Raw genomic sequence first — 22092 nt, 5'->3', positions numbered from 1 at the left:
AACGGCGTCTTTCGAAGAGAGATGTCGAAATCCGGATTTTTAACGCTATAATCTGAGGCTCTATGGTGGCTGTAGCTCAGCTGGTAGAGTCCCAGATTGTGATTCTGGTCGTCGTGGGTTCGAGTCCCATCAGCCACCCCAAAAGATATTTCCTTCAGGCTATTGCGCAATAGCACTCAAGGGATCGCACCGCCGGGCCAGCCCCGGCGTTGTCATTTCCGGACCGCACTTTTTGGGGTGCGTGCTCCTTCAGCTTCTTCCGTCTTTACCTGCATATAAGCGCCCTCAGTGGTGCACTCGTGTTGCGAGTTGTTGCATTGATGCAATGCGGATTCCTTTTTTTGTTCGACTTTACACTTGTGCCAAAAGTAAACTGAATTAGAATCCGCTCGTTTTCAATTTCTGGAGTCCAACAAATGGCTTCGACACTCGCCGATATCAATTCCCAGATCAAGAAGCATGACGAGCAGATTGCGCAATTGCGCAAGCAAGCCGAAGACATGCGCAACCAAGAACGCGCTGGTGTGATCGAAGAGCTTCGCAAGAAGATTGCCGAATACGGATTGACGGCCTCCGACTTGAAATTGGGTGGGCGAGTGGGTGCCGTCAAGCGCGCAGCAGGCGTTGCACCGGCCAAAGCTGCGGCCAAGTACCGCGGCCCGACTGGCGAAACCTGGTCGGGTGGACGTGGCCGCAAGCCGCGTTGGGTGACCGAGGCATTGGCGGCTGGCAAATCTTTGACCGATTACGAAATCAAGTAAGTGCCTGTCGGCCTCCTTGGGCAGGTGCCCAATAAAAAAGCCCGCTCATGCGGGCTTTTTTATTGGATGCCGACCTGGGCGTACTCAGTTCACCATCACGAGTTTTCCCTTGACGCCGCGTGAACCCATGTGCGCGTACGCGGCCTTCAATTCGGCCATCGGCATCGTGCTGTCGATCACCGGCTTGATCTTTCCCTGGCCGTACCACTGGGCCAATTCAGCCATCATCTGCGCATTGGCCTTGGGCTCGCGCCGGGCGAAATCGCCCCAGAACACGCCGACGAGGGACGCGCCTTTCAGCAGCGTCAGATTCAATGGCAGCGACGGAATGGGACCGGACGCAAAACCGACGACCAAATAGCGCCCGCGCCAACCAATCGAGCGAAACGCCGGTTCCGCAAAATCACCACCGACCGGGTCGTAAATGACATCCGGTCCTTTGCCATCGGTCGCGGCTTTGACGGCATCGCGAAACCCATTGGGCAGCGCGTGCGTGGTGTAGTTGATCGTGGTGTCGGCGCCAATGGAGCGGCAAAGTTCGCATTTCTCGTCGGTGGAGGCCGCCGCAATGACCTTGGCGCCGGCGGCCTTGGCAATCTGGATGGCCGCGGTGCCCACGCCGCCAGCCGCGCCGAGCACGAGCACGGTTTCACCGGCCTTGAGTTGTGCGCGGTCCATCAATGCATGCCACGAAGTGGCGTAGATCATGATGAACGCGGCCGCATCGACGTGGCCGAATCCCTCGGGCAGCGGCATGCACAGTGCGGCGGGGGCCAGCGTATGCGTGGCGAAGCCGCCAGTGCCCGACAGGCAGGCCACGTTCTGGCCGACCTTGAGGTGCGTCACGCCTTCGCCGACTGCCTGGATGACGCCGGCATATTCAGAGCCGGGCACGAAGGGCAGGGGCGGCTTCATCTGGTACTTGTTCTGCACGATCAGCAGATCGGGGAAATTCAGGCTCGCCGCCTTGATTTCGATCAGCACCTGGCCCGGGCCCGGCGTCGGTGTCGGCAGTTCCTTCCAGGTCAGCGCGTCGACGCCGGTGGGGTTTTCGCAAAGCCATGCGTGCATGCTCGAGTCTCCTTCGTGTGAGTCGGGTGGGGGCAATGAATGCGGGCGATGATAGGCGGCGCGCCGAGGCAGGCTTGTCCCTGCTGCGACGCACCCGACGCCTACAATCCGAGCGATCCAGGACACCATGAAGATACTCATTTCCAACGACGACGGCTTCCAGGCGCCGGGCATCGTCGCATTGCACGACGCACTCAAGGACATCGCCGATGTCGAGGTGATTGCCCCCGAGCACAACAACAGCGCCAAGTCGAACGCGCTGACCCTGGCCGCACCTCTCTACGTGCGCGAAGCCCACAACGGTTTTCGCTACGTGACCGGCACGCCGGCCGACTGCGTGCACATCGCGCTCAAGGGCCTGCTCGACTACCGGCCCGACCTGGTGGTTTCCGGCATCAACAACGGCGCCAACATGGGCGACGACACCATCTATTCGGGTACCGTCGGCGCGGCCATGGAGGCCTACCTGTTCGGTATTCCGGCCATTGCGTTCTCGCAGATCGAAAAGGGCTGGGCCCACGTGGATGCGGCGGCTCAGGTGGCGCGGCGTCTGGTGCAGCAGATCGAGCGTGAGCGGATGCTGGGAGGCAACGCATTCCTGCTCAACGTGAACGTGCCGAACAAGCCCCTCGATGAATTGAAGCCCGTCAAGGTCTGCCGGCTCGGTCGCCGTCACGCCGCCGAGAAGGTGATCACACAGGACAGCCCGCGCGGCGAGACCATGTACTGGATCGCCGGCGCAGGTGGCGCCAAGGACAGCGGCGAGGGCACCGACTTCCACGCCACCGCGGCTGGCCATGTTGCGTTGACGCCGTTGCAGATCGATCTGACCGACCACGCCAATCTCGGCCAATGGCGCGAGACCGTGGCCCGGTTCGGCAATTGACATGGCCACGCAGCGGCCCAGTTTTCCCGTTCGCCTGACTCCCACCGCCTCGGCTGCCACGCGCGGGCGCATGCCTGCCGTGCCGGCCAAGCCGATGGTGCCGTCCACGCCTTCGATGGCCTCAGACGCGGTGCGCGCGCGCATGGTGCAGAAGCTCGCGGCGCAGGGCATTTCCGATCCGCGCGTGTTGCGTGCGATGGGCGCGGTGAACCGGCATGGCTTCGTCGACAGCGCGCTGGTCAACCAGGCGTATGAAGACACGAGCCTGCCGATCGGGCTCGGGCAGACCATCTCCAAGCCCAGCGTGGTGGCCCGCATGATCGAGCTGTTGCTCGGCGCGCCCGCGTTGGCCGGAAAACCGCAAGACAAACTGGGCCGCGTGCTCGAAATTGGCACCGGCTGCGGCTACCAGGCCGCTGTGCTGAATCACGTGGCCTCCGAGGTCTACAGCATCGAGCGGCTGCGCGGCCTGCACGAGCGCGCCCGCCTGAATCTTCGGCCCTTCCGGTTGGCCACGGTGCACCTGATGCTGGGCGACGGAATGATCGGCTACGCGAAGGGCGCGCCCTATGCCGGCATCATCGCTGCCGCGGGCGGCGAAGCCGTGCCGCAAGCCTGGATCGATCAGCTCGCGGTGGGGGGCCGCATCGTGGCTCCTACACATTCCGCCAGCGGTGGCCAGGCCCTCGTCGTCATCGACAAGACCCCCCGGGGACTGGAGCGTCTCATTCTTGAGGCGGTTCACTTTGTCCCCCTAAAATCAGGCATCGCTTGAAGGAATAACAAATGCAGGGTTTTGGCAATCGGAGTTGGTTCGCTGGCGTCACGTTGGCCTTTGTGCTCGTGATCGCGGGCTGTTCCACACCGCGTGGGCCGGCACCGGTCGAAGACCGCGGCACCATGACGCGCGCCCCCAGCGCCACAGTGCCCGGCGGTCCGCCCATCACCACGGATGCCAACGGCAAGCCGCTGGCAGGCATCGAGAATTACGGCAAGCCCGGCTACTACGCGGTCCGCCCCGGCGACACCATCCGCCGCATCGGCGCGGACACGGGTCAACGCTGGCAGGACATCGTTCGCTGGAACAACATCGACAACCCCGATCTCATCGAAGTCGGCCAGGTGCTGCGCGTGATCCCGCCGGGTGGAACGGCCGTAGCCGTGGCGCCGCCGGTCAGTGCGCCTTCTTCCGAAAGCGCCACGACCAAGCCGGTCACGCCGCCTGCAGTCCTGGCGCCTGTGGCACCGGCCAGCAGCCCGGTCAAGCCACCGGTCACGGCGTCGCCGTCGGCGCCAGGCACAGGCAATTCGGGGGATGAAGACCTTGGCTGGATCTGGCCCGCGAGCGGCTCGCTGATCGCGGGCTTCGACGAAGCCAAGAACAAGGGCTACGACATCAGCGGCAAGGCGGGCGACCCGGTGCTGGCCGCCGCCGACGGCCGTGTGGTCTATGCGGGGGCCGGCCTGCGTGGCTACGGCAACCTGATCATCCTGAAGCACAACAACACCTACCTCACGGCGTATGCGCACAACCAGACGCTGCTCGTGAAGGAAGACCAGTCGGTTCAGAAGGGCCAGAAGATCGCCGAGATGGGCAACAGCGACGCCGACCGTGTGAAGCTGCATTTCGAGATTCGCCGCCAAGGCAAGCCCGTCGATCCTTCGCGTTACCTCCCCGGCCGGTGATGCCATGGCTGCCCCCCGCTCCCGTCGCACACTGCCTGTGCGCGGGTTGGCGGGCAAGGGCAGTCGCCGGGACCCGTCCGACGAGAACGCATCTGCCGCCGACACGGCGGCAGATCCGTTGGGCACTGACATTGCACCGCCTCGCGATGCCTCGAGCGAGTCGATAGGCGGCGAAGGCGCGGATGCGCTGACCATCTACCTGCGCCAGGTCCGGCGCACAGAGCTCTTCACACCCGCGCAGGAGTACGAGGCCGCATGCGCCGCGCGAGCCGGCGATTTCGCCGCCCGGCAATCGATGATCGAGCACAACCTGCGGCTCGTGGTGAATATCGCCAAGAGCTACCTGGGACGTGGCGTGCCGCTGTCGGACCTCATCGAAGAGGGCAATCTCGGGTTGATGCATGCGATTGGCAAGTTCGAGCCCGAACGCGGCTTTCGTTTTTCAACGTACGCGACCTGGTGGATCCGCCAGTCCGTCGAACGTGCGGTCATGACGCAGGCCCGGGCGATCCGGCTGCCGGTGCATGTGGTGCGAGAGCTGCACCAGGTACTGCGCGCGCGCCGCACCCTGGAGGGCGACGCCGAATTCCTTGCGAATCGGCCCGACGGCGTGCGCGTGGAAGACATTGCTGCGCTGCTGGGACGCGACGTGCAGTCCGTGGCCGATCTGCTGGCCCTGTCCGAAGCGCCGCGCTCGCTGGACGCAGGTGATGCGCGCAGCGACGATGGCTTCACGCTGGCCGACACCGTGGCCTCCGAGGACGAGCAGGGCAACCCGACCGGCGTGACGCACGCACACGAGGTGGAGCGCCTGCTCGACCAATGGGTGCATGCCCTCGATGCGCGAGAGCGCGAGGTGCTGGAAGGCCGCTACGGCCTGCACGACCGCGAGCCCGAAACGCTGGAGGTGCTGAGCGTGCGCCTGGGCCTCACACGCGAGCGGGTCAGGCAGATCCAGAACGAGGCACTGGCCAAGATGCGCCGCCAGCTCACGCGCTCGGGCGTCGGGCGGGACGCGTTGTTCTAGCGAGGCTGTCCACGCTGAGACAATCGGGGGATGACGGAACCCATCGAAGAAAACAAAACCCCCGCGAAAGTCCCCGCGCATCCTGGTGAAGAGTGGTTGCAGGTCGAGTCGCTCGACCTCGACGCTCAGGGCGTTGCCCATAAGGCCGACGGCATGGTCGTGTTCATCGAAGGCGCATTGCCCTTCGAGGAAGTGCAGTTCAATGTGCACCGCCGCAAGAACAACTGGGAGCAAGGCACGGTCACGGCCATCCGCCGCGAATCGTCGCAGCGGGTGCGTCCCGGCTGCCCGCATTTCGGCCTGCACACGGGTGCCTGCGGCGGCTGCAAGATGCAGCACCTCGACGCGGCCGCCCAGGTGGCCGTGAAGCAGCGCGCGCTGGAAGACAACCTGTGGCATCTGGGCAAGGTGAATCCCGAGAACGTGCTGCGACCGCTCGAGGGGCCGGCATGGCACTACCGCTACCGTGCGCGACTCTCGGTGCGCCACGTGGTCAAGAAGGGCACGGTGCTCATCGGCTTCCACGAGCGCAAGAGCCGCTACCTGGCCGACATGCAGGTGTGTCCGGTTCTGCCCAAGCAGATCAGCGAGATGCTGATGCCGTTGCGCGCCTTGATCGGCTCGATGGACGCGCGCCAGACCTGCCCGCAGATCGAGCTGGCCTGCGGCGACGCACCCGACTCCACGAAGCTCGGCACCATCGCGCTGGTGCTGCGGCACCTCGAACCGCTGTCGGACGCCGACGTCGACCGGCTGAAGGCCTTTGCGGCCCGCAACGAGGGTGTTCAGTGGTGGCTGCAGCCCAAGGGTCCGGACACCGTGAAGTTGCTGGAAGAGGGCGGCGCGCCGCTGGCGTATCGACTGCCTGAGTTCGGCGTCACGATGCCGTTCAAGCCCACTGATTTCACACAGGTCAATCCGCACATCAACCGGGCGCTGGTCGGCAAGGCGCTGCGCCTGCTCGACGTGCAGCCCGACGAGCGCGTGATCGACTGGTTCTGCGGCCTGGGCAATTTCACATTGCCTCTGGCGAGCCAGGCGCGCGAGGTGCTGGGCATCGAGGGGAGCGACACGCTGGTGGCGCGCGCCACCGACAACTTCTTGCGAAATCAGCCCGCAACGCCCGCCCGCCGTGCGTTGTCACCTGCAACTTTCGTAGCGCGCAACCTTTTCGAGATGACACCGGCGATGCTGGTGGCCGACGGCAGTGCCGACAAGTGGCTGGTCGACCCGCCGCGCGAAGGCGCCTTCGCCCTCGCCAAGGCTCTGGCCGACCTGCACCTGCAGCCCGAGCTGCGCACCGACGGCTGGACGCCGCCCAAGCGCATCGTGTACGTGAGCTGCAACCCGTCGACGCTGGCACGCGACGCCGGCCTGCTGGTGCACCAGGCGGGCTACCGCTGCACGTTCTCGGGTGTGGTGAACATGTTCCCGCACACGGCGCACGTCGAATCGATCGCGGTCTTCGAGCTGGAATGAAAAAAGAGCCCCTCGGGGCTCTTTTTACGGGTGGGCGCGGATCCGCTCAGTCGCGTTCGCCGCCGAAGATGCCCAGCAGGGCCAGCAGGCTCTGGAACACGTTGAACAGGTCGAGGTACAGCGCGAGCGTGGCGGTGATGTAGTTGGTCTCGCCGCCGTCCATGATCTGCTTCAGGTCATAGAGCATGTAGGCCGAGAAGATGCCGATGGCGGCCACCGAGATCACCAGCATGCCGGTGCTCGAACCGACGAAGACGTTGATGATGGCGCCGAACATCAACACCATCGCGCCGACGAACAGGAACTTGCCCATGCCCGACAGATCGCGCTTGATGACCGTGGCCAGCGAGGCCATCACGAAGAACACGCCGGCGGTGCCGCCGAAGGCCGTCATGATGAGTTCCGAGCCGTTCTTGAAACCGAGCACCATCGCGATCAGGCGCGACAGCATCAGGCCCATGAAGAAGGTGAAGCCCAGCAGCACCGGCACGCCGGCGGCGGAGTTCTTGGTCTTTTCGATGGCGAACATGAAGCCGAATGCGCCGCCGAGGAAGACGATGAGGCCGAGTCCGCCGGTGAGCGAGCGCGTGAGGCCTGTGCTCACACCGACCCATGCGCCGAGCACGGTGGGCAGCAGGCTCAGCGCGAGCAGCCAGTAGGTGTTGCGCAGCACGCGCTGGCGTTCCGCCTGCGCCAGCGGCTGGCCGTAGCCAGTGGATGTGTCTAGGGTGGTAACGCGGTCGTTCATGGCCGGAGCTCCTGTGGTTGCTGCGAAGACGCAGTTGGGGCGCATTCTAGGGGGCTGCAAGGGAGGGGGGAGGCAAAATCGCCTGCAGCTTGTGCCCGAGCTTGGCACCGGCGCGAAGGCACTGCTGGCGGCGTGGCCGTTATGCTGTCGGGTTTTTACGCAACCCGAGCACACCATGAAGACCAAATCATTCCTCGAACTCGCCGACGTCAAGGCCGTTGCCGCCGCGGCCGAAGCCGAGGCCCTGAAGAACAACTGGGCCGTGACCATCGCCATCTCGGACGACGCCGGCAACCTGCTGTGGCTGCAGCGCCTGGACGGCGCCGCTGCGCTGTCCTCGCACATCGCGCCCGCCAAGGCGCACACCGCCGCCATGGGCCGCCGTGAAAGCAAGGTCTACGAAGACATCATCAACGGCGGGCGCACCGCGTTCCTGACGGCGCCCGAAGTGCAGGGCCTGCTCGAAGGCGGCGTGCCGATCGTGAAGGACGGCCATGTGATCGGCGCCGTGGGCGTGAGCGGCGTGAAGTCGAACGAAGATGCACAGATCGCCAAGGCAGGCATTGCCGCACTCGGCCTCTGATTCTCCTTTCGCACAAAGCAAAACGCCGACTTCGAGGTCGGCGTTTTCTTTTGGATGCTTCAGCGCGAAAAAAAGCTTGGCTAGTCGGCGAACCGTTGGCTAGCAAAAAACGACCCTTCGGAGATGAATCTCCTTGAGTCGCCCCACGATGAAACTTGCTCGGGAGGGGCGAACTGAACGACCTATTTGGTCAGGATCAGCTTGCCAAGTTTGGTGGCTTGCAGCCGGTACAGGGAACCGTTGTGCATGATGCCAACGGTCTTGCTTCCCTTCAGAAGCTCCGCGCTTTCGACCAGCGGCGCCGGACGCGTTGCCTGGATGGACGCATGGCCGCCGCCCGATTGGTCGAGCGAAGGATGGTTCAGAACAGAAAAGGCATTCGGAGTGGCTGGCATCTGGAGTTCCCTTGTCGAAGCGATGACTGAATGATAATGATTCGCAATAAAAAGTCAATCGTCGCGATTGATTTTTTTCAATCGCGATTCAGGTCACTTTGCGTCGGGTTCCGTGATGAAGCCGATCTTGCGCACACCGGCTTCTCGGGCTTCGGACATGGCCTTGGCCACGCGCTCGTAGCGCACGGCCTTGTCGCCGCGGATGTGCAACTCGGGCTGCGGGTCCTTGGCGGCCTCGGCGGCCAGGCGCGCGGGCAGCGCGCTGTCGTCGATCTTGTCTTCGTTCCAGTAGTAGCTGCCGTCTGCCGTGATGCTGAACAGGATGTTCTGCGGCTTCGGCTGTTCGGGCTCGCTGGTGGCGCGCGGCAGGTCGATGTTGACGGCGTGTTTCATCACCGGCACGGTGATGATGAAGATGATGAGCAGCACCAGCATGACGTCGACCAGCGGCGTCATGTTGATCTCGTTCATCACCTCATCGGGTTCGTCTTGTGTTCCGAAAGCCATGATGCTCAGCCCTTCTTGAGCGGAACCACGATCGCTTCGTTGCCGCCGCTTTGCACGCGGGCGCCGGTCACGAAGTAGGCGTGCAGGTCGTGCGCGAAGGCATTCAGCTTGGTCAGCACGAACTTGTTGCCGCGCACCAGCGCGTTGTAGCCCAGCACCGCCGGAATGGCCACGGCCAGGCCGAGCGCCGTCATGATCAGTGCTTCACCGATCGGGCCGGCCACCTTGTCGATGGTCGCCTGGCCGGCCGAGCCGATGCTCATGAGCGCGTGGTAGATGCCCCAGACCGTGCCGAACAGGCCGATGAAGGGGGCGGTGGAGCCCACCGACGCCAGGATGGCGAGGCCGGTCTGCAGGCGCGCGGTGAATGCGTCGATGCCGTTGCGCAGGGAGCGCGTGATCCAGTCGCTCACGTCCAGCGTGTCGTGCAGGTGGACCTTCGTGTTGCGATGGTGCGCTGCGGCTTCGCGGCCTTCGAGTGCCAGCGCGCGAAACGGGTTGCTGTCGTCGGTGCCGAGCTTGTTCAGCGCGGTGGCGAAGTCTTCGCTGTGCCAGAAGTCTTGCGAGTGCTTGGCGAGGCGCTTGTAGCGAATGACGTCGAGCGCCTTGACGATGATCACGATCCACGACGCGAGGGACATGCCGATCAACAGCACCGCCACGGCCTTGGTCACGAAGTCGCCCTGGTTCCAGACGTTCATCAAGCCAAATTGGGAATCCATACGAAGTTGCTCCAGAGAAAAATTAGTTCAGTACGTAGTTGACCGGGGCGTCATAAGACATGGCCTGCACCACGCCGTTGACTTTGCCGGGCACGAACCGGCATTTCATGATGTATTCCACGGCGGCTTCGTCGAGCCGATCGAAGCCGCTGGATTTCTTGACTTCCGCGCCCCTGGGCATGCCGTCGACGCCCACGAGCACCCGCACGATGACCTTGCCCTGCTCGCCGAGCCGCCGGCTCATGGCGGGGTACACCGGCTTCGGGTTCTGAAGGTAGTCGGCGTTGCTCGACGGCAGCGAGACAGCGGGCGGTGCCGGGGGCGACGGCGGCGGTGCGGGTGGGGCTGGCGGCGCGGGCGGTGCCGGCGGGGCGGCGGGCGGCGGCGGCTCCGTCACACCCACGGGCGCCTGCGGCGCTGGCGTGGGTTTCGGTTCCCGGATGGCTTGCGGCCGCGGCGGAGGCGGCGCCTTGGCGACCTTGGGCTGGGGCGGCGGTGGGGGCGGAGGCGGCGGATCCGCCTTCGGTTTCGGCGGCTCGACGAACTGGCTCAGTATCTCGACCGGAATCACCACTTCGGCGGCGCGGCGCAGCAATCCGCTTTGCAGCGCCCAGAGCGCGGCCCCGTGAAAAAGGATGACGCCGCCCGCAATGACCACATTGCGGGACAGGCCGAGGAACGAGGGGGGAGGGGCAAAGCGGTCAGACACGATCAACCATTCGAGTGCGGGCACCGTGAAAGGTGCCCCGATTGCAGCAAAACCGCTACGAGGACGCGGCGTGCGTCGGCTTCATCACTTATGAAAAATCCACCAGACCGAGCCGGCGACCAGGATCAGGCTGCCGCCGAGTGCCGAGACGAGTTCCATGCCTTGCTTTCCTTGATGGAGTTGGCAAGCTGGATCGCCCTTGGGCCCGTTTCGCAATTCAAGGCGGCAACCGGGTGAGAGGCGCTGCATTGCGCGACGATGTCGCGCGCACAACCTTCACACTGACCACACTGCGTGGCCACGCCGAGTTCGAACTGGACTTCGTCGAATGTCATGCCCGCGCGCACGTGACGTGCGATTTCGCGGTCGGAGACTCGGCGGCAGACGCAAACGATCATGGCGGTGAAAGCGGCAGTTGGCTGGCTGTTGGAAGTGCCGATTATAAATAAGAATCCATCGCATTTGCAATAACTATGCTGTTACTGGATCCTGCAATGGCGTTCACGGCCTGCCGGGCCGCGCGCTCAGACCTCCGACCAGAGCCGCAGCAGGTTGTGATAGTGGCCGGTCAGCGCCACCGTTTCGTCGCATTCCCCCAGGCGGCCGCGCAGTTTCTGGATGTTCTGGTCGAGCTCGAAAAGCATGCTGCGCTGCTGGTCGTTGCGCACCATGCTCTGCAGCCAGAAAAACGAGCACACCCGTGCGCCGCGTGTCACGGGGTGCACGCGGTGCAGGCTGCTCGCCGGATACAGGACCAGGTCGCCGGCCGGCAGCTTCACCTCGTGGGAGCCATAGGTGTCGATCACTTCCAGCTCGCCGCCTTCGTAGTCGTCGGGGTCGCACAGGAAGAGGGTGCACGACAGGTCGGTGCGCAATTGCTGGCCGTTGCCGGGCAGCGCGCGCACCGCGCCGTCGACATGCAAGCCGTAGTGCTCGCCGCCTTCGTAGCGGTTGAACAAAGGCGGCACGAAGCGCAGCGGCAATGCCGCCGAAAAGAAAAGCGCGTTGCGCGCGAGCGCGGCGAGCACGGTGGCGCCGAGTTCGCGGCCCACGTGCGATTGTTCGGGCAACTGCCGGTTGCGCTTGACCTGCGCGCCCTGGTCGCCAACCGTCTCCCGGCCATCGATCCAGTTCGTCGCGTCGAGCGCGGCGCGCATCTCGCGCACCTGGGCGGGACTGAGCACATCGGGCACATGCAGCATCATTTTTCAGGCACTCCGAAAACAGAAAAGCCCCGGCGCGGGCCGGGGCTCGAGTGTGGCACCGCCCCGCGCGGGAACGGTGCGCGCAACGGTCAGAACGCGAAGTTCGCGGTGACCTTGTACGAGCGGGGCGTGCCCGGCGTGTAACGGTAGCCGCTCTTGTTGATGGCTGCCACGTAGTCCTTGTCGAACAGGTTGTAGACGTTGAACTGGATGTCGACGTTCTTGTTGATGCGGTAGGAGGCCATTGCATCGAACACCCAGTAAGAGTCGACATACGCCGGCGTGCCGACCGCGCCGTCGCTGCCGCGCTGCAGCTTGCCGTTGTAGCGGGCACCGCCGCCGAGCGTCAGGCCGAACGGAAGCTGGTAGGTGGTCCAGAGCGTGAAGGCTTTCTTCGGCGTGTAGGCGAGGGCGGTCGAGCCGTCGGCCAGCACCGAGGGGCCGCTCAGCACGCGGGTGTTCATGGTCGTGAACCCGGTGCTCACGCCCCAGTTTTCGGTCAGCGCACCCGACGCGCCGAGCTCGACGCCCTGCACGCGCTTCTTGCCGGTCTGGTAGTAGTTGGTGGTCACGCTGTCCTGCACGACCTCATTGCTGACGTCGGTGCGGTACAGCGCGGCGGTCAGGGCCACGCGCTTGTTCAGCACGTCCCACTTGGTGCCGAGTTCGTAGGTCTTGGCCTTCTGCGGCAGGAAGTCGGTGCGCGCGGCGCTGTTGCCGGTGCCGCCCGCTGCGAGCGCGAAGTTCGCACCGCCCGGGGGCTGCGCGGCGGTGCCGTAGGCGGCGTAGACGCTGCTGTTCTCGGTCGGCTTGTAGACCAGGCCGATCTTGCCGGACAGCAGGTTGTCCGACAGTTTCAGGTTGGTCGGCGTGATCGTCGTGGTCTGCGGGCCGTTGCCGGTGCGTGCCAGCGTCAGCGCGGTGGCGTTGTAGGTGGTCGAGTAGTGGTCGTAGCGCAGGCCGGCGGTCAGTTGCCACTGCTCATTGAACTTCAGCGTGTCGAAGGCGTACAGGCCGATGGTGTCGGTGCTGCCGTCCGAGCCGGTGCCGTTGGCGATGCGGTTGTAGCCGCTCACGTACGGGTTCGGGTTGTACAGGTTGGCGGCTGGCCAGGAACCGGCGGCGGCCAGCGTGGTGCCCACGCTCGCGAAGCCCGGGGCATAGAAGTTGTTGGCGCGCTGCGTTTCGCGGATGAACTCCACGCCACCGTTGAACGAGTGGCTGATGCCGCCCGTGTCGAACTTGGCCGACACGCTCGTCTGGTTGGTGAAGATCGTGTTTTCCTGGTCCTTGTTGGTCGGCAGGTTGCGCGTGACGGTCCAGCTTGCCGGGAGCGTCGGGATGACCGTGTTCAGGAAGCCCGCGTTGGCCGCCGGCAAGGTGCCGACGCCGTTCGTGGACGTCAGGCCGCCGCCCATGAAGGCCGTGAGCATGTAGTCCTGCGAGGTCTTGCCGTAGCGCGTGGTGTTGCGCAGCGTGACGTCGGGAGTCAGGTCGTGCTCGATGCGCGCGGTGAACATGTCCGCGGTCACGTTGTCGAAGTCCGAGCTCGTGCCGTAGAAGTTGCTCGAGTCCACGCGTGCCGCGGAGTTCAGGTAGGTGCGGCGAGCCAAACCCCTAGTGATCGCCGTGGCGTCCGGCGTCGAGTAGCCGGGCAGGCCGATGGTGGGCACGCCGCCGTCGGGCACGTTGTTCTGCTTGACGTGCAGGTAGTCCAGGAAGACGCGCGTCGGGCTGTTCAGGCCGAGCGCCAGCGACGGCGCGATGGCCGTGCGCTTGTTCTTCACCATGTCGCGGCCGGCCACGCCGCCGTCTTCGGTCACGGCGTTCAAGCGGAATGCCGCCCCGATGCCGTTGGCGCTGCTGAGCGACTTGTTCCAGTCGACGCTGCCGCGCTTGAAGTCCGCGCTGCCGAAGCTCAGCGAACCCAGGAAGCTGTCCTCGAGCTTGGGCTTCTTGGTCACGAGGTTGATGTAGCCGGTGGGCGAGGTGCGGCCCACGTCGGTGCCCGACGGGCCCTTCACGACCTCGATCTGTTCGATGTTGAACACGTCGCGCGACACCGAGCCCAGGTCGCGGATGCCGTCGACAAAAATCGCGCTGGAGCTGTCGAAGCCGCGCATGTAGACGGCGTCGCCTGTGTTGGTGTTGCCGTTTTCCCCGAGGAAGAACGTGCCCACGCCGGGGGTGTTGCGCAGCGCTTCGGTCAGCGTGGTCGCGCCCTGGTCGCGAATGATCTGGTCCTTGATGACCTGGATGGTTTGCGGCGTGTTCACCAGCGGGGCCGTGAACTTGGGGTTGGCCGACGTGTCGGTCTTGTAGTCGCTGGTGACGGCGGAGTCCTGCACCTGGACTTCCGGCAACGCGTTGGACGACTGGGCGAAGGCGCCTGGAGCCGCAAGGGCCATCAGCGTGGCGGCAGCAGCGCCGGAAAGGTGTGGAACTGCGCGCGCAACGGCGTGTTTGCGGCTCTTGATGTAGGCCATGAAGTTTTCTCCGGAAAGGGCGGCGGCTAGGACTCGACTGGCGACGTCTCGACGGCGGCGTTCTCGCGGGAGAAGCGGGCGGACTGGCTGGGTGAGTCGATCTACAAAGCTTTTGTAAATCGGTGCGAATGATATTGTTTCTCAATACGAAAGCGCACGGCAACGTTGCATTAATCCTAAAGTTAAGCCCGGTTTGTTGCTGACACGCAACTGACCAGGTACTTCGAGGCTCAGTAGACGTCTCGGCGATAGCGGCCGCTGGCCGTCAGGTCTCTCACGAAGGCTTCCCCTGCAACCTGCCGAAGGGCCGCATCCACGCCGGAAGCCATGCCCTGCAGACTGCCGCAGACGTAGAGGGCCGCGCCATCGCGCAGCCACTGCAGCAAGGCGTCGGCCGACTGAAGCAGCCGGTGCTGCACGTACAGACGCTCCGGCTGGTCGCGCGAGAACACCATGTCCAGCCGCTGCAGCACGCCGCTGGCCTGCCAGGCTTCGATTTCTTCGCGGTACAGGAAGTCATGGGCCGCCTGGCGTTCGCCGAACACGAGCCAGTTGTCGTGCCTGCCCGCGGCGGCGCGGGCCCGCAGATGCGCTCGCAGGCCGGCCAGCCCGGTGCCGTTGCCGATGAGGATCAGCGGCCGCGTCTCGTTGCCGTCCAGGCGGAAGCCGCGATGCGGCCGCAGGCGCAGGGAGACGGTGTCGCCGATGGCGAGCGTGGACGTGAGCAGGCCCGAGGCCGCACCCAGGGTGCCGTCCGGACGCTGCTCCTGCCGAACGAGCAACTGCAACTCGCCGTCGGCGTGCAGCGACGCGATCGAGTAGTCGCGCGGATGCGTGGGGTCGCTGGCCACGCTGACCTGCACCAGGTCGCCGGAGGCCCAGTACGGCATGGCTCCGCCCTGTGGCACCAGCCCCAGGTGAAAGGCCGGTGCGCCCGTGCTGCCGGGATTGAGCAGCTCGCGCGCAACGAGGCGCCACTGCGTGAATGCGGCGGCCGCCGCTTCCTGCGGGCCTTCCCCCGACGTGCCGCCCCATCGGGCCTGCCAGGCCGCCAACGCAGCCGGGTCGCTGTTGTCGACTTCGATGCGGTCGAACTCGGGCACCGCCCCGGTTGCCTGCAGCCACTCGTCGAGCGCTCGACCGAAGCCGCAGAAGTGGGCGTACTGGCGGTCGCCCAGTGCCAGCACGGCATAGCGAAGCGAGGGCAGTGCGGGTGACACCCCCATCACCTGCTCGGCGAACACGCTGGCGCCGTCCGGCGCGTCGCCTTCGCCGTAGGTGCTGGCGACGAACAGCGCGCGCCTCGCGCCCGCCAGCGTGGCGGCGTCGAGCGCGTTCAGTTCCATGACGCGCGCGGGCGTGCCGGCGGCGCTCAGTTGCCGGGCGGTCTGCCAGGCGATGGCTTCGGCCTGGCCAGTCTGGCTGGCAAACAGCACCAGCGCCGCAGGTTCGTCGCCGCCTGCCGAGAGTTCGGCGGCGTCGCGCGCCGCGACACCGCGCTGCCTGCGCGCACGTGTATAGACCGACGCGCAAAGCGCCGCGTAGGCCACCACGGTCGAGCTCGCGCCCAGTGCGCGCCACGCGGTGTCGTTCATGCCTCGGCGGGCGCGGGCCACGCGCGCGTGGCGCGCGCCAGGGGCGATGCGTCGTCACGCCTCACGAACAGCGCAGCGATCTCGTGGCGCTGCGCAAAGTCGAATCCGGCCTGCGGGCCCAACACCGTCAGCACGGTCGCCAGTGCATCTGCCTGCATGCACTCCGCGTGCAGCACCGTCACGCTGGCCAGCGCATGCGCGGCGGGCTCGCCCGTGCGCGGATCGATCGTGTGCGACCAGCGGCGTCCCTCATGCGAACGCTGGTGCCACCGGTCGCCCGAGGTCGCGATCGCCATGTCGGCCAGGGCGATGCGCTGTGCCGACGCCGCATCGCCGTCGACCAGCACTTGCCATGCCTGGCCGCCGGGGCGGCGCCCGACGCCCCGCAGTTCCCCGCCGATCTCGAAGAGCAGGTCGGTGAGGCCGAGCGCGCGCAACGCCTCGACCCCATGGTCGACCGCGAAGCCCTTGGCGATGCCTGACAGGTCGAGCGTGAAGCCGCCCGGTTGCAGCAGCGAGCCGCCTGCCGCATCGAAAGCCAGGTGCGGCCAACCGGTGCGCGCGCGGGCGGCGGCCATCGCCCGCGCATCGGGCAGGCAGTCATGTCGCGCCTCGGGGCCGAAGCCCCAGCAAGCGACCAGCGGACCGACGGTGGGATCGATCGCGCCGTCGCTCGCTTCTGCCCAGCGGGCAGCGCAGCGCATCACTTCGGCGAATTCCGCCGGCAGCACGTGGCGCGAGCCGCTCGGCGCACGGTTGAAGCGGCCGATGTCCGAGTCCGGCTCCCAGTGGCTCATCTGCGCCACCACGCGCGCCAGCGCTGTTTCGACGCTGCCGCGCACGTCCGCCAGCGGCAACATGCGCGGGTTGTCGAAGCGCAGCGACCACGTGGTGCCCATGGTCGGGCCGCCCAATTGCTGCAGGGTGGCGGGATCGGCGGGGCGCGGAACGGCCGCGTTGGCGTAGCCGCCCGCGCGCCAGGTGCTGAACGAAAGGCCCAAGGTGCCTGGCTGCCTCAGGGCATCACTTCGAGGGTGGCCGCGTAGCTCAGGCGGCGCTCCTTGGCCTGCGGCACCGTGGTCTTGGTGTCCTTGGTGCTGGCGTCGAGCCAGTACATGCCGGCGGCCGGCCACGTCACGCTGAACTGGCCCTTGTCGTCGGTCTTGATCTTGACCTCTTCGAGCTTGTCGCGATATTGCGTGTTGCCTGCAGTCACGGTCACTTCGAGGTCCTTGGCGGGCTGGCCGTCGAGGTTCAGCGTGAAGGTCGCCTTTTCGCCCTTGACCAGGTCGGTAGGGCTGCCTGCGGCGATCAGTTCCAGGCCCTGGCCGATGGGCTTGAGCACCGACGGCTTGCCCACCGTGACGAAGGTCTCCACGCGGCCGGACGACTGGCTGATCGTCACGTCCTGCGCGTCGTTCGGAACTTCCCGGGCGATGGTCTCGGCCGTGCCGCGCGCGCGCTTGGTCTGGCCGGTGGCCTTGTCCTTCCAGCTCGCGAACGCCCCGGCGTTGATCACCGCGATGCGGTAGGTGCCCGGTTGCACGACGCTCACGTCGAACACACTGCGCTGCTTGAGCTTGGCTTCGGTCTCGGGCTTGACGGTGCTGCCGTCGGGCGCGGTGATCTGCAGGCCGTCGAGCCGCATGGCCGCGTGGTTGGCGACGAACAGGTCGTTGGAGATCGCGGCATCGACGCTCACGGTGTCGGCCTTGGAGAAGACCGTGGACGAGGGCAGCAGCCACGCGTTGTGCGCCTGCGCCAACGAGGCGGCGGACACGGCGATGGCGAGGGCGGCGGCGCGCAGGGGGAAGTGGTTCATGGCAGGGGTCCTTGGTGTGGCGGGCTGTGGCGGGCGGTAGAGGGCGTTCGGCGAAAGGGCGATCAGGGCTTGAGTTCGAGCTTGATCTCGCCGAGCTCTTCCTTGCCGGTCGCGGTCGGTTGCGCAGCGGCGGTCGGTGGCCACTGGAAGGGAATGCTCACGACTTCGCGGCCGCCGACTTCGCGCGCGGCTTCCACCACCAGCTTGTAGGCGCCGGGCGCGAGCCTGGGCATCGGCGCCGTGCCTTCGGTGAAGCTCAGCTGGTGCTTGCCCGCGGGCTTGGTGGCGCCCGTGACGCCATCCACCGGCACCGCGAGTTCACGCCCGCCGCGGCGCCACCACTGGCGCATGTCCTTCAACCACTTCGTGCCTTCGCCCTCGGGGTTGTTGGTCTTGGTGCGCACGTCGTACCAGACGGCCAGCGTGCCGGCGACCGTGTTGTCGGCGCGCTCGATCCAGGTCGCCACGTAGGGGCGGTGGTACTCGGATGCGTTCAGCCGCGGAATCTCGATGTTGACGGCCAGGCCGGCCGCGAAGGCCGGTGCTGCGAACAGCGCCGACATGGCCAGTGGCGCGAGGGAATAGCGAACGTGCACGGGAAACCTCTTTCCTGGATCGATGAATCAATGAATGAACAGCAGCGCGAGCAGCACCGGGATGACCAGGCCCATGCCCACCATCGGCCAGGTGAACGGGCGGTTGCCCGCGTGCATCTTGAGAATGAACAGCCCGGTGATCGAGAAGACCAGCGCGGCGCCCGCGAAGATGTCGATGAACCAGCTCCACGCGGTGCCGGTGTTGCGGCCCTTGTGCAGGTCGTTGAAGTAGGAGAGCCAGCCGCGGTCGGTGCGCTCGTATTCGATCTCGCCGTCGGCCAGGCTCAGCCGCAGCCAGGCATCGCCGCCGGGGCGGGGGAGCGAGAGATAGATTTCGTCGTCCGACCATTCGGCCTCGCGCCCGGCGGTGCCGATGTCCCAGTGCTTTTGAACCCATGCCTGGAGCTCGGAGGGCAGCGGGGCCTTGCCCTTCTGGGCCTTGGCGGCGGGCAGTTGCTTTTCGAGCACCGCGCGAAGCGGCTCGTCGATCGTGCCGCTCAGCTTCGTGATGGCGGGCTTGGCCTCGATCTGTCCCGCGTGGTTGAGGGTGAAGCCCGTCACGCTGAACAGGATCATGCCGATCAGGCAGATCGCCGAGCTGACCCAATGCCATTCGTGCAGGGTCTTGAGCCAGTAGGAACGGCGGCGGTTGTCGGTGCGGGCGGCAGTCATCGAAGGCGCGGATTCTATCCGCGCGAATGAGAATGACTGTTATTCGCGGAGCGTTAAGTTACGTAAAGCAATAAAAAACGGGACCGAAGTCCCGTTGCGCTGGCTGGTGCGAAGCCTTGTTTATTCGAGCTCGCCCATCTGCGATTGCAGGTAGTTCTGCAGGCCGACGCGGTCGACCAGGTCGATCTGGGTTTCGAGGAAGTCGATGTGTTCTTCGGTGTCGTCCAGAATTTCTTGCAGCAGGTCGCGCGAGACATAGTCGCGCACCAGTTCGCAGTGCTGGATGCCGTCCTTGATGGTGGCTTGCGCACCGGTTTCGGCGCCGAGGTCGCAACGCAGCAGTTCGGGCACGTCTTCGCCGATGTTCAGCTTGCCCAGGTCCTGCAGGTTCGGCAGGCCGTCGAGCATGAAGATGCGGTCCATCAGCTTGTCGGCATGCTTCATTTCGCCGATCGACTCTTCGTATTCCTTCTTCGCCAGCTTGTCCAGGCCCCAGTGCTTGAGCATGCGGTAGTGGAGGAAGTACTGGTTGATTGCGGTCAGCTCATTCTTGAGCTGCGCCTGCAGATGTTCGATGACCTTGGGGTCGCCCTTCATGATCGTTTTCCTTGTTCTGAAAACGTGGATTGTCCGGGTCCTCGCAGGGGCCGTGCAAGCATTCCCCTGCGCAGTCGGTCTGCATGCGTACGAGGGTGATATGCGTTCGTATCCGGGCGGTGGCGAAAGCGGCTGGACCTTTGCTTTTCATAGGCCGCACCGATGCAATCGATAGTTCATTACTATCAAAATGTATTATTCGGTAGCTATACTCATGGCTCGCACTTATTTTTGTCCACCCGCAGCATCCAAGGAATCACCATGTCCCTGATCAACACCCAAGTCCAGCCCTTCAAGACCCAGGCCTACCTCAACGGCAAGTTCATCGACGTTTCCGACGAGACGCTCAAGGGCAAGTGGTCCGTGCTGATCTTCATGCCGGCGGCCTTCACCTTCAACTGCCCGACCGAAGTCGAAGACGCGGCCGACAACTACCCCGAGTTCCAGAAGCTGGGTGCCGAGGTCTATATCGTGACCACCGATACGCACTTCTCGCACAAGGTGTGGCACGACACGTCGCCGGCCGTCGGCAAGGCCAAGTTCCCCCTGGTCGGCGACCCGACCCACACGCTGACCAACGCTTTCGGCGTGCACATCCCCGAAGAAGGCCTGGCACTGCGCGGCACCTTCGTGATCAACCCCGACGGCATCATCAAGACCGCCGAAGTGCACTCCAACGAAATCGCCCGCGACGTCAAGGAAACCCTGCGCAAGCTCAAGGCAGCGGTCTACACCGCCGCCCACCCGAACGAAGTCTGCCCGGCCAAGTGGAATGACGGCGACAAGACCATCGCACCGTCGTTCGACCTCGTCGGCAAGATCTAAGCGCCCCGCGCGAAAGCCCGGGCGCTCACGAGGCCCCGGGCTTTTTTGTCCCCAGTTGATAGTTTTCAGTTATCGAAAGAGAGTCCCTCATGCTCGACGCAAACACCAAAGCCCAATTGAAGAGTTACCTCGAACGTGCCACGCAGCCGATCGAGATCGTCGCCTCCCTCGACGACAGCAAGGCCTCGGACGAAGTGTTGTCGCTGCTGAAGGACGTGGCCGATTCGTCCCCGCTCGTCAAGCTGACCGAAAGCCGCGACGACAACCACCGCAAGCCCTCGTTCTCGGTCAACCGCCCGAGCGAAAACCACGGCCCGCGTTTCGCCGGCCTGCCGATGGGTCATGAATTCACCTCGCTGATCCTTGCGTTGTTGCAGATCGGCGGCTACCCCCCGAAGGTCGAGCAGGCCGTGCTCGACCAGATCAAGGCGCTCGACGGCGACTTCGAGTTCGAGATCTACGTTTCGCTCACCTGCCACAACTGCCCCGACGTGGTTCAGGCGCTGAACCTGATGGCGGTGCAGAACCCGCGCATCCGCGCCACCATGATCGAGGGCGGCACCTTCCAGGACGAAGTGAAGGAACGCCAGATCATGGCCGTGCCGACCGTGTTCCTCAACGGCACCGAGTTCGGCCAGGGCCGCATGAGCCTGGAAGAAATCCTCGCCAAGATCGACACCAGCGGTGTGGAGCGCGAAGCCAAGAAGATCGCCGCCAAGGACCCGTTCGACGTGCTGATCGTCGGCGGCGGTCCCGCAGGCGCAGCGGCCGCAGTGTACGCAGCCCGCAAGGGCATCCGCACCGGCGTGGCCTCGGAGCGCTTCGGCGGCCAGGTGCTGGACACCCTGGGCATCGAGAACTTCATCTCGATCAAGGAAACCGAAGGCCCCAAGTTCGCCCACGCGCTCGAAGAGCATGTGCGTGACTACGACGTCGACATCATGAATCTGCAGCGTGCCAAGGCGCTGGTGCAGGGCAAGGACCTGATCGAAGTGCAGCTCGAAAGCGGCGCTTCGCTCAAGAGCAAGACGGTCATCATCTCGACGGGCGCGCGCTGGCGCAACATCAACGTGCCCGGCGAGCACGAGTTCAAGAACAAGGGCGTGGCGTACTGCCCGCATTGCGACGGCCCGCTGTTCAAGGGCAAGCGCGTGGCGGTGGTCGGCGGCGGCAACTCGGGCGTCGAAGCGGCGATCGACCTGGCCGGCATCGTGGGTCATGTCACGCTGATCGAGTTCGACACCCAACTGCGCGCAGACGCCGTGCTGCAGCGCAAGCTCAAGAGCCTGAAGAACGTCGACATCTTCACCAACGCGCAGACCACCGAGATCACCGGCGACCAGAAGGTCAACGGCCTGGTCTACAAGGACCGCGCGTCGGGCGAGCTCAAGACGGTCGCGCTGGAAGGCGTGTTCATCCAGATCGGCCTGGTGCCCAACACCGACTGGCTCAAGGGCGTGGTCGAGCTGTCGAAGCACGGCGAAATCATCGTGGATGCACGCGGCCAGACCTCCGTGCCGGGCGTGTTCGCGGCCGGCGATGCGACCACGGTGCCGTTCAAGCAGATCATCATCGCGGCTGGCGACGGCGCGAAGGCGGCGCTCGGCGCGTTCGACCATCTGATCCGCACTTCGGCTCCTGCCTGAAGACGCATCGGCGCATGCGCCATGCAAGAGCGCCCGCTTGCCGGGCGCTCTTTGCTATCCAAAAGATAGCAATC

At 65.2% G+C, this 22092-nt stretch carries 24 protein-coding genes and 1 tRNA gene; 10 read left to right on the top strand and 15 right to left on the bottom strand.

The annotated features are described in order from the left end of the window. The first annotated feature begins 65 nt into the window (after nucleotides 1-65). Nucleotides 66-141, top strand: a tRNA-His gene (locus AC1DJH_RS02550). Nucleotides 142-416: 275 nt separating this feature from the next. After that, nucleotides 417-761, top strand: a complete 345-nt coding sequence (locus tag AC1DJH_RS02545) for an H-NS histone family protein (RefSeq protein WP_472117486.1) — start codon at nucleotides 417-419, stop codon at nucleotides 759-761. 84 nt (nucleotides 762-845) lie between these two features. On the opposite strand, the gene AC1DJH_RS02540 is transcribed toward AC1DJH_RS02545, so the two are convergent. Further along, entirely contained in the window at nucleotides 846-1832 is a 987-nt protein-coding gene (locus tag AC1DJH_RS02540) for an NADPH:quinone oxidoreductase family protein (RefSeq protein WP_435493358.1), read from the bottom strand. Between the two features lie 127 nt (nucleotides 1833-1959). Between AC1DJH_RS02540 and surE the strand changes: the two genes are divergently transcribed. Genes surE through rlmD form a run of 5 tightly spaced genes read left to right on the top strand, consistent with a single transcriptional unit; the run spans nucleotide 1960 to nucleotide 6910 of the window. After that, nucleotides 1960-2718 (top strand): 5'/3'-nucleotidase SurE, encoded by a 759-nt coding sequence (gene surE / locus AC1DJH_RS02535; RefSeq protein WP_478184607.1) that lies wholly within the window; start codon nucleotides 1960-1962, stop codon nucleotides 2716-2718. 1 nt (nucleotide 2719) lies between these two features. Further along, nucleotides 2720-3493 (top strand): protein-L-isoaspartate(D-aspartate) O-methyltransferase, encoded by a 774-nt coding sequence (locus tag AC1DJH_RS02530; RefSeq protein ID WP_472117476.1) that lies wholly within the window; start codon nucleotides 2720-2722, stop codon nucleotides 3491-3493. Between the two features lie 11 nt (nucleotides 3494-3504). Next, nucleotides 3505-4404 (top strand): peptidoglycan DD-metalloendopeptidase family protein, encoded by a 900-nt coding sequence (locus AC1DJH_RS02525; protein ID WP_435483374.1) that lies wholly within the window; start codon nucleotides 3505-3507, stop codon nucleotides 4402-4404. A 4-nt stretch (nucleotides 4405-4408) separates the two neighbouring features. Continuing rightward, on the top strand, nucleotides 4409-5431 hold the full coding sequence (locus AC1DJH_RS02520; RefSeq protein ID WP_435483375.1) for a sigma-70 family RNA polymerase sigma factor: 1023 nt from the start codon (nucleotides 4409-4411) through the stop codon (nucleotides 5429-5431). Nucleotides 5432-5461: 30 nt separating this feature from the next. Next, nucleotides 5462-6910: a 23S rRNA (uracil(1939)-C(5))-methyltransferase RlmD gene (rlmD, locus tag AC1DJH_RS02515; protein WP_478184606.1), complete on the top strand. Its 1449-nt coding sequence runs from the start codon at nucleotides 5462-5464 to the stop codon at nucleotides 6908-6910. Between the two features lie 46 nt (nucleotides 6911-6956). On the opposite strand, the gene AC1DJH_RS02510 is transcribed toward rlmD, so the two are convergent. Beyond that, nucleotides 6957-7658 (bottom strand): Bax inhibitor-1/YccA family protein, encoded by a 702-nt coding sequence (locus tag AC1DJH_RS02510; protein ID WP_435435615.1) that lies wholly within the window; start codon nucleotides 7656-7658, stop codon nucleotides 6957-6959. A gap of 175 nt (nucleotides 7659-7833) precedes the next feature. Here AC1DJH_RS02510 and AC1DJH_RS02505 point away from each other — a divergent pair, with 175 nt between their 5' ends. Next, nucleotides 7834-8241 (top strand): GlcG/HbpS family heme-binding protein, encoded by a 408-nt coding sequence (locus AC1DJH_RS02505; RefSeq protein ID WP_007830736.1) that lies wholly within the window; start codon nucleotides 7834-7836, stop codon nucleotides 8239-8241. 182 nt (nucleotides 8242-8423) lie between these two features. On the opposite strand, the gene hemP is transcribed toward AC1DJH_RS02505, so the two are convergent. From hemP to bfr, 13 genes are all read right to left on the bottom strand, one after another. Then, the gene (gene hemP / locus AC1DJH_RS02500; protein ID WP_435483377.1) at nucleotides 8424-8636 is read right to left on the bottom strand and encodes a hemin uptake protein HemP; all 213 of its coding nucleotides are present in this window, start codon (nucleotides 8634-8636) and stop codon (nucleotides 8424-8426) included. A 93-nt stretch (nucleotides 8637-8729) separates the two neighbouring features. Further along, entirely contained in the window at nucleotides 8730-9143 is a 414-nt protein-coding gene (locus AC1DJH_RS02495) for an ExbD/TolR family protein (protein WP_435435617.1), read from the bottom strand. Nucleotides 9144-9148: 5 nt separating this feature from the next. Next, on the bottom strand, nucleotides 9149-9865 hold the full coding sequence (locus tag AC1DJH_RS02490; protein WP_435435618.1) for a MotA/TolQ/ExbB proton channel family protein: 717 nt from the start codon (nucleotides 9863-9865) through the stop codon (nucleotides 9149-9151). A gap of 22 nt (nucleotides 9866-9887) precedes the next feature. Next, complete coding sequence (locus tag AC1DJH_RS02485) at nucleotides 9888-10577, bottom strand: energy transducer TonB (RefSeq protein WP_435483725.1); 690 nt, start codon at nucleotides 10575-10577, stop codon at nucleotides 9888-9890. A gap of 122 nt (nucleotides 10578-10699) precedes the next feature. Further along, nucleotides 10700-10972, bottom strand: a complete 273-nt coding sequence (locus tag AC1DJH_RS02480; protein ID WP_124458680.1) for a (2Fe-2S)-binding protein — start codon at nucleotides 10970-10972, stop codon at nucleotides 10700-10702. A 126-nt stretch (nucleotides 10973-11098) separates the two neighbouring features. Continuing rightward, on the bottom strand, nucleotides 11099-11779 hold the full coding sequence (locus AC1DJH_RS02475) for a Fe2+-dependent dioxygenase (protein ID WP_478184605.1): 681 nt from the start codon (nucleotides 11777-11779) through the stop codon (nucleotides 11099-11101). 89 nt (nucleotides 11780-11868) lie between these two features. Then, nucleotides 11869-14265, bottom strand: a complete 2397-nt coding sequence (locus AC1DJH_RS02470; RefSeq protein ID WP_478184604.1) for a catecholate siderophore receptor Fiu — start codon at nucleotides 14263-14265, stop codon at nucleotides 11869-11871. Nucleotides 14266-14495: 230 nt separating this feature from the next. Continuing rightward, nucleotides 14496-15860, bottom strand: a complete 1365-nt coding sequence (locus AC1DJH_RS02465; protein WP_478184603.1) for a sulfite reductase subunit alpha — start codon at nucleotides 15858-15860, stop codon at nucleotides 14496-14498. After that, a complete protein-coding gene (locus AC1DJH_RS02460; protein ID WP_478184602.1) occupies nucleotides 15857-16861 on the bottom strand; it encodes an FAD:protein FMN transferase in 1005 nt (334 codons plus the stop codon). Before AC1DJH_RS02460 ends, AC1DJH_RS02465 begins: the two co-directional genes overlap by 4 nt. Nucleotides 16862-16875: 14 nt before the next feature. Continuing rightward, a complete protein-coding gene (locus tag AC1DJH_RS02455; RefSeq protein ID WP_478184601.1) occupies nucleotides 16876-17682 on the bottom strand; it encodes a DUF4198 domain-containing protein in 807 nt (268 codons plus the stop codon). Nucleotides 17683-17744: 62 nt separating this feature from the next. Then, nucleotides 17745-18245: a DUF2271 domain-containing protein gene (locus tag AC1DJH_RS02450; RefSeq protein WP_435444082.1), complete on the bottom strand. Its 501-nt coding sequence runs from the start codon at nucleotides 18243-18245 to the stop codon at nucleotides 17745-17747. Between the two features lie 60 nt (nucleotides 18246-18305). After that, complete coding sequence (locus tag AC1DJH_RS02445; RefSeq protein ID WP_472123090.1) at nucleotides 18306-18950, bottom strand: PepSY-associated TM helix domain-containing protein; 645 nt, start codon at nucleotides 18948-18950, stop codon at nucleotides 18306-18308. A 120-nt stretch (nucleotides 18951-19070) separates the two neighbouring features. Further along, entirely contained in the window at nucleotides 19071-19547 is a 477-nt protein-coding gene (gene bfr, locus AC1DJH_RS02440; RefSeq protein WP_435435626.1) for a bacterioferritin, read from the bottom strand. Between the two features lie 261 nt (nucleotides 19548-19808). Here bfr and ahpC point away from each other — a divergent pair, with 261 nt between their 5' ends. Together ahpC and ahpF are read left to right on the top strand one after the other, a co-directional pair. Continuing rightward, entirely contained in the window at nucleotides 19809-20372 is a 564-nt protein-coding gene (gene ahpC, locus AC1DJH_RS02435) for an alkyl hydroperoxide reductase subunit C (protein WP_056520682.1), read from the top strand. 89 nt (nucleotides 20373-20461) lie between these two features. Beyond that, nucleotides 20462-22018: an alkyl hydroperoxide reductase subunit F gene (gene ahpF, locus AC1DJH_RS02430; RefSeq protein ID WP_478184600.1), complete on the top strand. Its 1557-nt coding sequence runs from the start codon at nucleotides 20462-20464 to the stop codon at nucleotides 22016-22018. Nucleotides 22019-22092 lie beyond the last annotated feature (74 nt).

This window comes from Variovorax sp. 10N412 (assembly GCF_056394985.1).
Note: the sequence above shows the minus strand (reverse complement) of the source record. Positions and strands in the feature narration are given on the sequence as shown.

Bases quoted from the DNA above. Each gene is read 5' to 3' on its own strand.
- AC1DJH_RS02505 (WP_007830736.1), top strand. From the start codon at position 7,834: ATGAAGACCAAATCATTCCTCGAACTCGCCGACGTCAAGGCCGTTGCC.
- AC1DJH_RS02450 (WP_435444082.1), bottom strand. From the start codon at position 18,245: ATGTCGGCGCTGTTCGCAGCACCGGCCTTCGCGGCCGGCCTGGCCGTC.
- hemP (WP_435483377.1), bottom strand. From the start codon at position 8,636: ATGCCAGCCACTCCGAATGCCTTTTCTGTTCTGAACCATCCTTCGCTC.
- AC1DJH_RS02470 (WP_478184604.1), bottom strand. From the start codon at position 14,265: ATGGCCTACATCAAGAGCCGCAAACACGCCGTTGCGCGCGCAGTTCCA.
- AC1DJH_RS02545 (WP_472117486.1), top strand. From the start codon at position 417: ATGGCTTCGACACTCGCCGATATCAATTCCCAGATCAAGAAGCATGAC.
- bfr (WP_435435626.1), bottom strand. From the start codon at position 19,547: ATGAAGGGCGACCCCAAGGTCATCGAACATCTGCAGGCGCAGCTCAAG.
- AC1DJH_RS02520 (WP_435483375.1), top strand. From the start codon at position 4,409: ATGGCTGCCCCCCGCTCCCGTCGCACACTGCCTGTGCGCGGGTTGGCG.
- AC1DJH_RS02475 (WP_478184605.1), bottom strand. From the start codon at position 11,779: ATGATGCTGCATGTGCCCGATGTGCTCAGTCCCGCCCAGGTGCGCGAG.
- AC1DJH_RS02480 (WP_124458680.1), bottom strand. From the start codon at position 10,972: ATGATCGTTTGCGTCTGCCGCCGAGTCTCCGACCGCGAAATCGCACGT.
- AC1DJH_RS02465 (WP_478184603.1), bottom strand. From the start codon at position 15,860: ATGAACGACACCGCGTGGCGCGCACTGGGCGCGAGCTCGACCGTGGTG.
- AC1DJH_RS02490 (WP_435435618.1), bottom strand. From the start codon at position 9,865: ATGGATTCCCAATTTGGCTTGATGAACGTCTGGAACCAGGGCGACTTC.
- surE (WP_478184607.1), top strand. From the start codon at position 1,960: ATGAAGATACTCATTTCCAACGACGACGGCTTCCAGGCGCCGGGCATC.
- AC1DJH_RS02525 (WP_435483374.1), top strand. From the start codon at position 3,505: ATGCAGGGTTTTGGCAATCGGAGTTGGTTCGCTGGCGTCACGTTGGCC.
- AC1DJH_RS02530 (WP_472117476.1), top strand. From the start codon at position 2,720: ATGGCCACGCAGCGGCCCAGTTTTCCCGTTCGCCTGACTCCCACCGCC.
- AC1DJH_RS02455 (WP_478184601.1), bottom strand. From the start codon at position 17,682: ATGAACCACTTCCCCCTGCGCGCCGCCGCCCTCGCCATCGCCGTGTCC.
- AC1DJH_RS02540 (WP_435493358.1), bottom strand. From the start codon at position 1,832: ATGCACGCATGGCTTTGCGAAAACCCCACCGGCGTCGACGCGCTGACC.
- AC1DJH_RS02510 (WP_435435615.1), bottom strand. From the start codon at position 7,658: ATGAACGACCGCGTTACCACCCTAGACACATCCACTGGCTACGGCCAG.
- ahpC (WP_056520682.1), top strand. From the start codon at position 19,809: ATGTCCCTGATCAACACCCAAGTCCAGCCCTTCAAGACCCAGGCCTAC.
- AC1DJH_RS02495 (WP_435435617.1), bottom strand. From the start codon at position 9,143: ATGGCTTTCGGAACACAAGACGAACCCGATGAGGTGATGAACGAGATC.
- AC1DJH_RS02445 (WP_472123090.1), bottom strand. From the start codon at position 18,950: ATGACTGCCGCCCGCACCGACAACCGCCGCCGTTCCTACTGGCTCAAG.
- ahpF (WP_478184600.1), top strand. From the start codon at position 20,462: ATGCTCGACGCAAACACCAAAGCCCAATTGAAGAGTTACCTCGAACGT.
- rlmD (WP_478184606.1), top strand. From the start codon at position 5,462: ATGACGGAACCCATCGAAGAAAACAAAACCCCCGCGAAAGTCCCCGCG.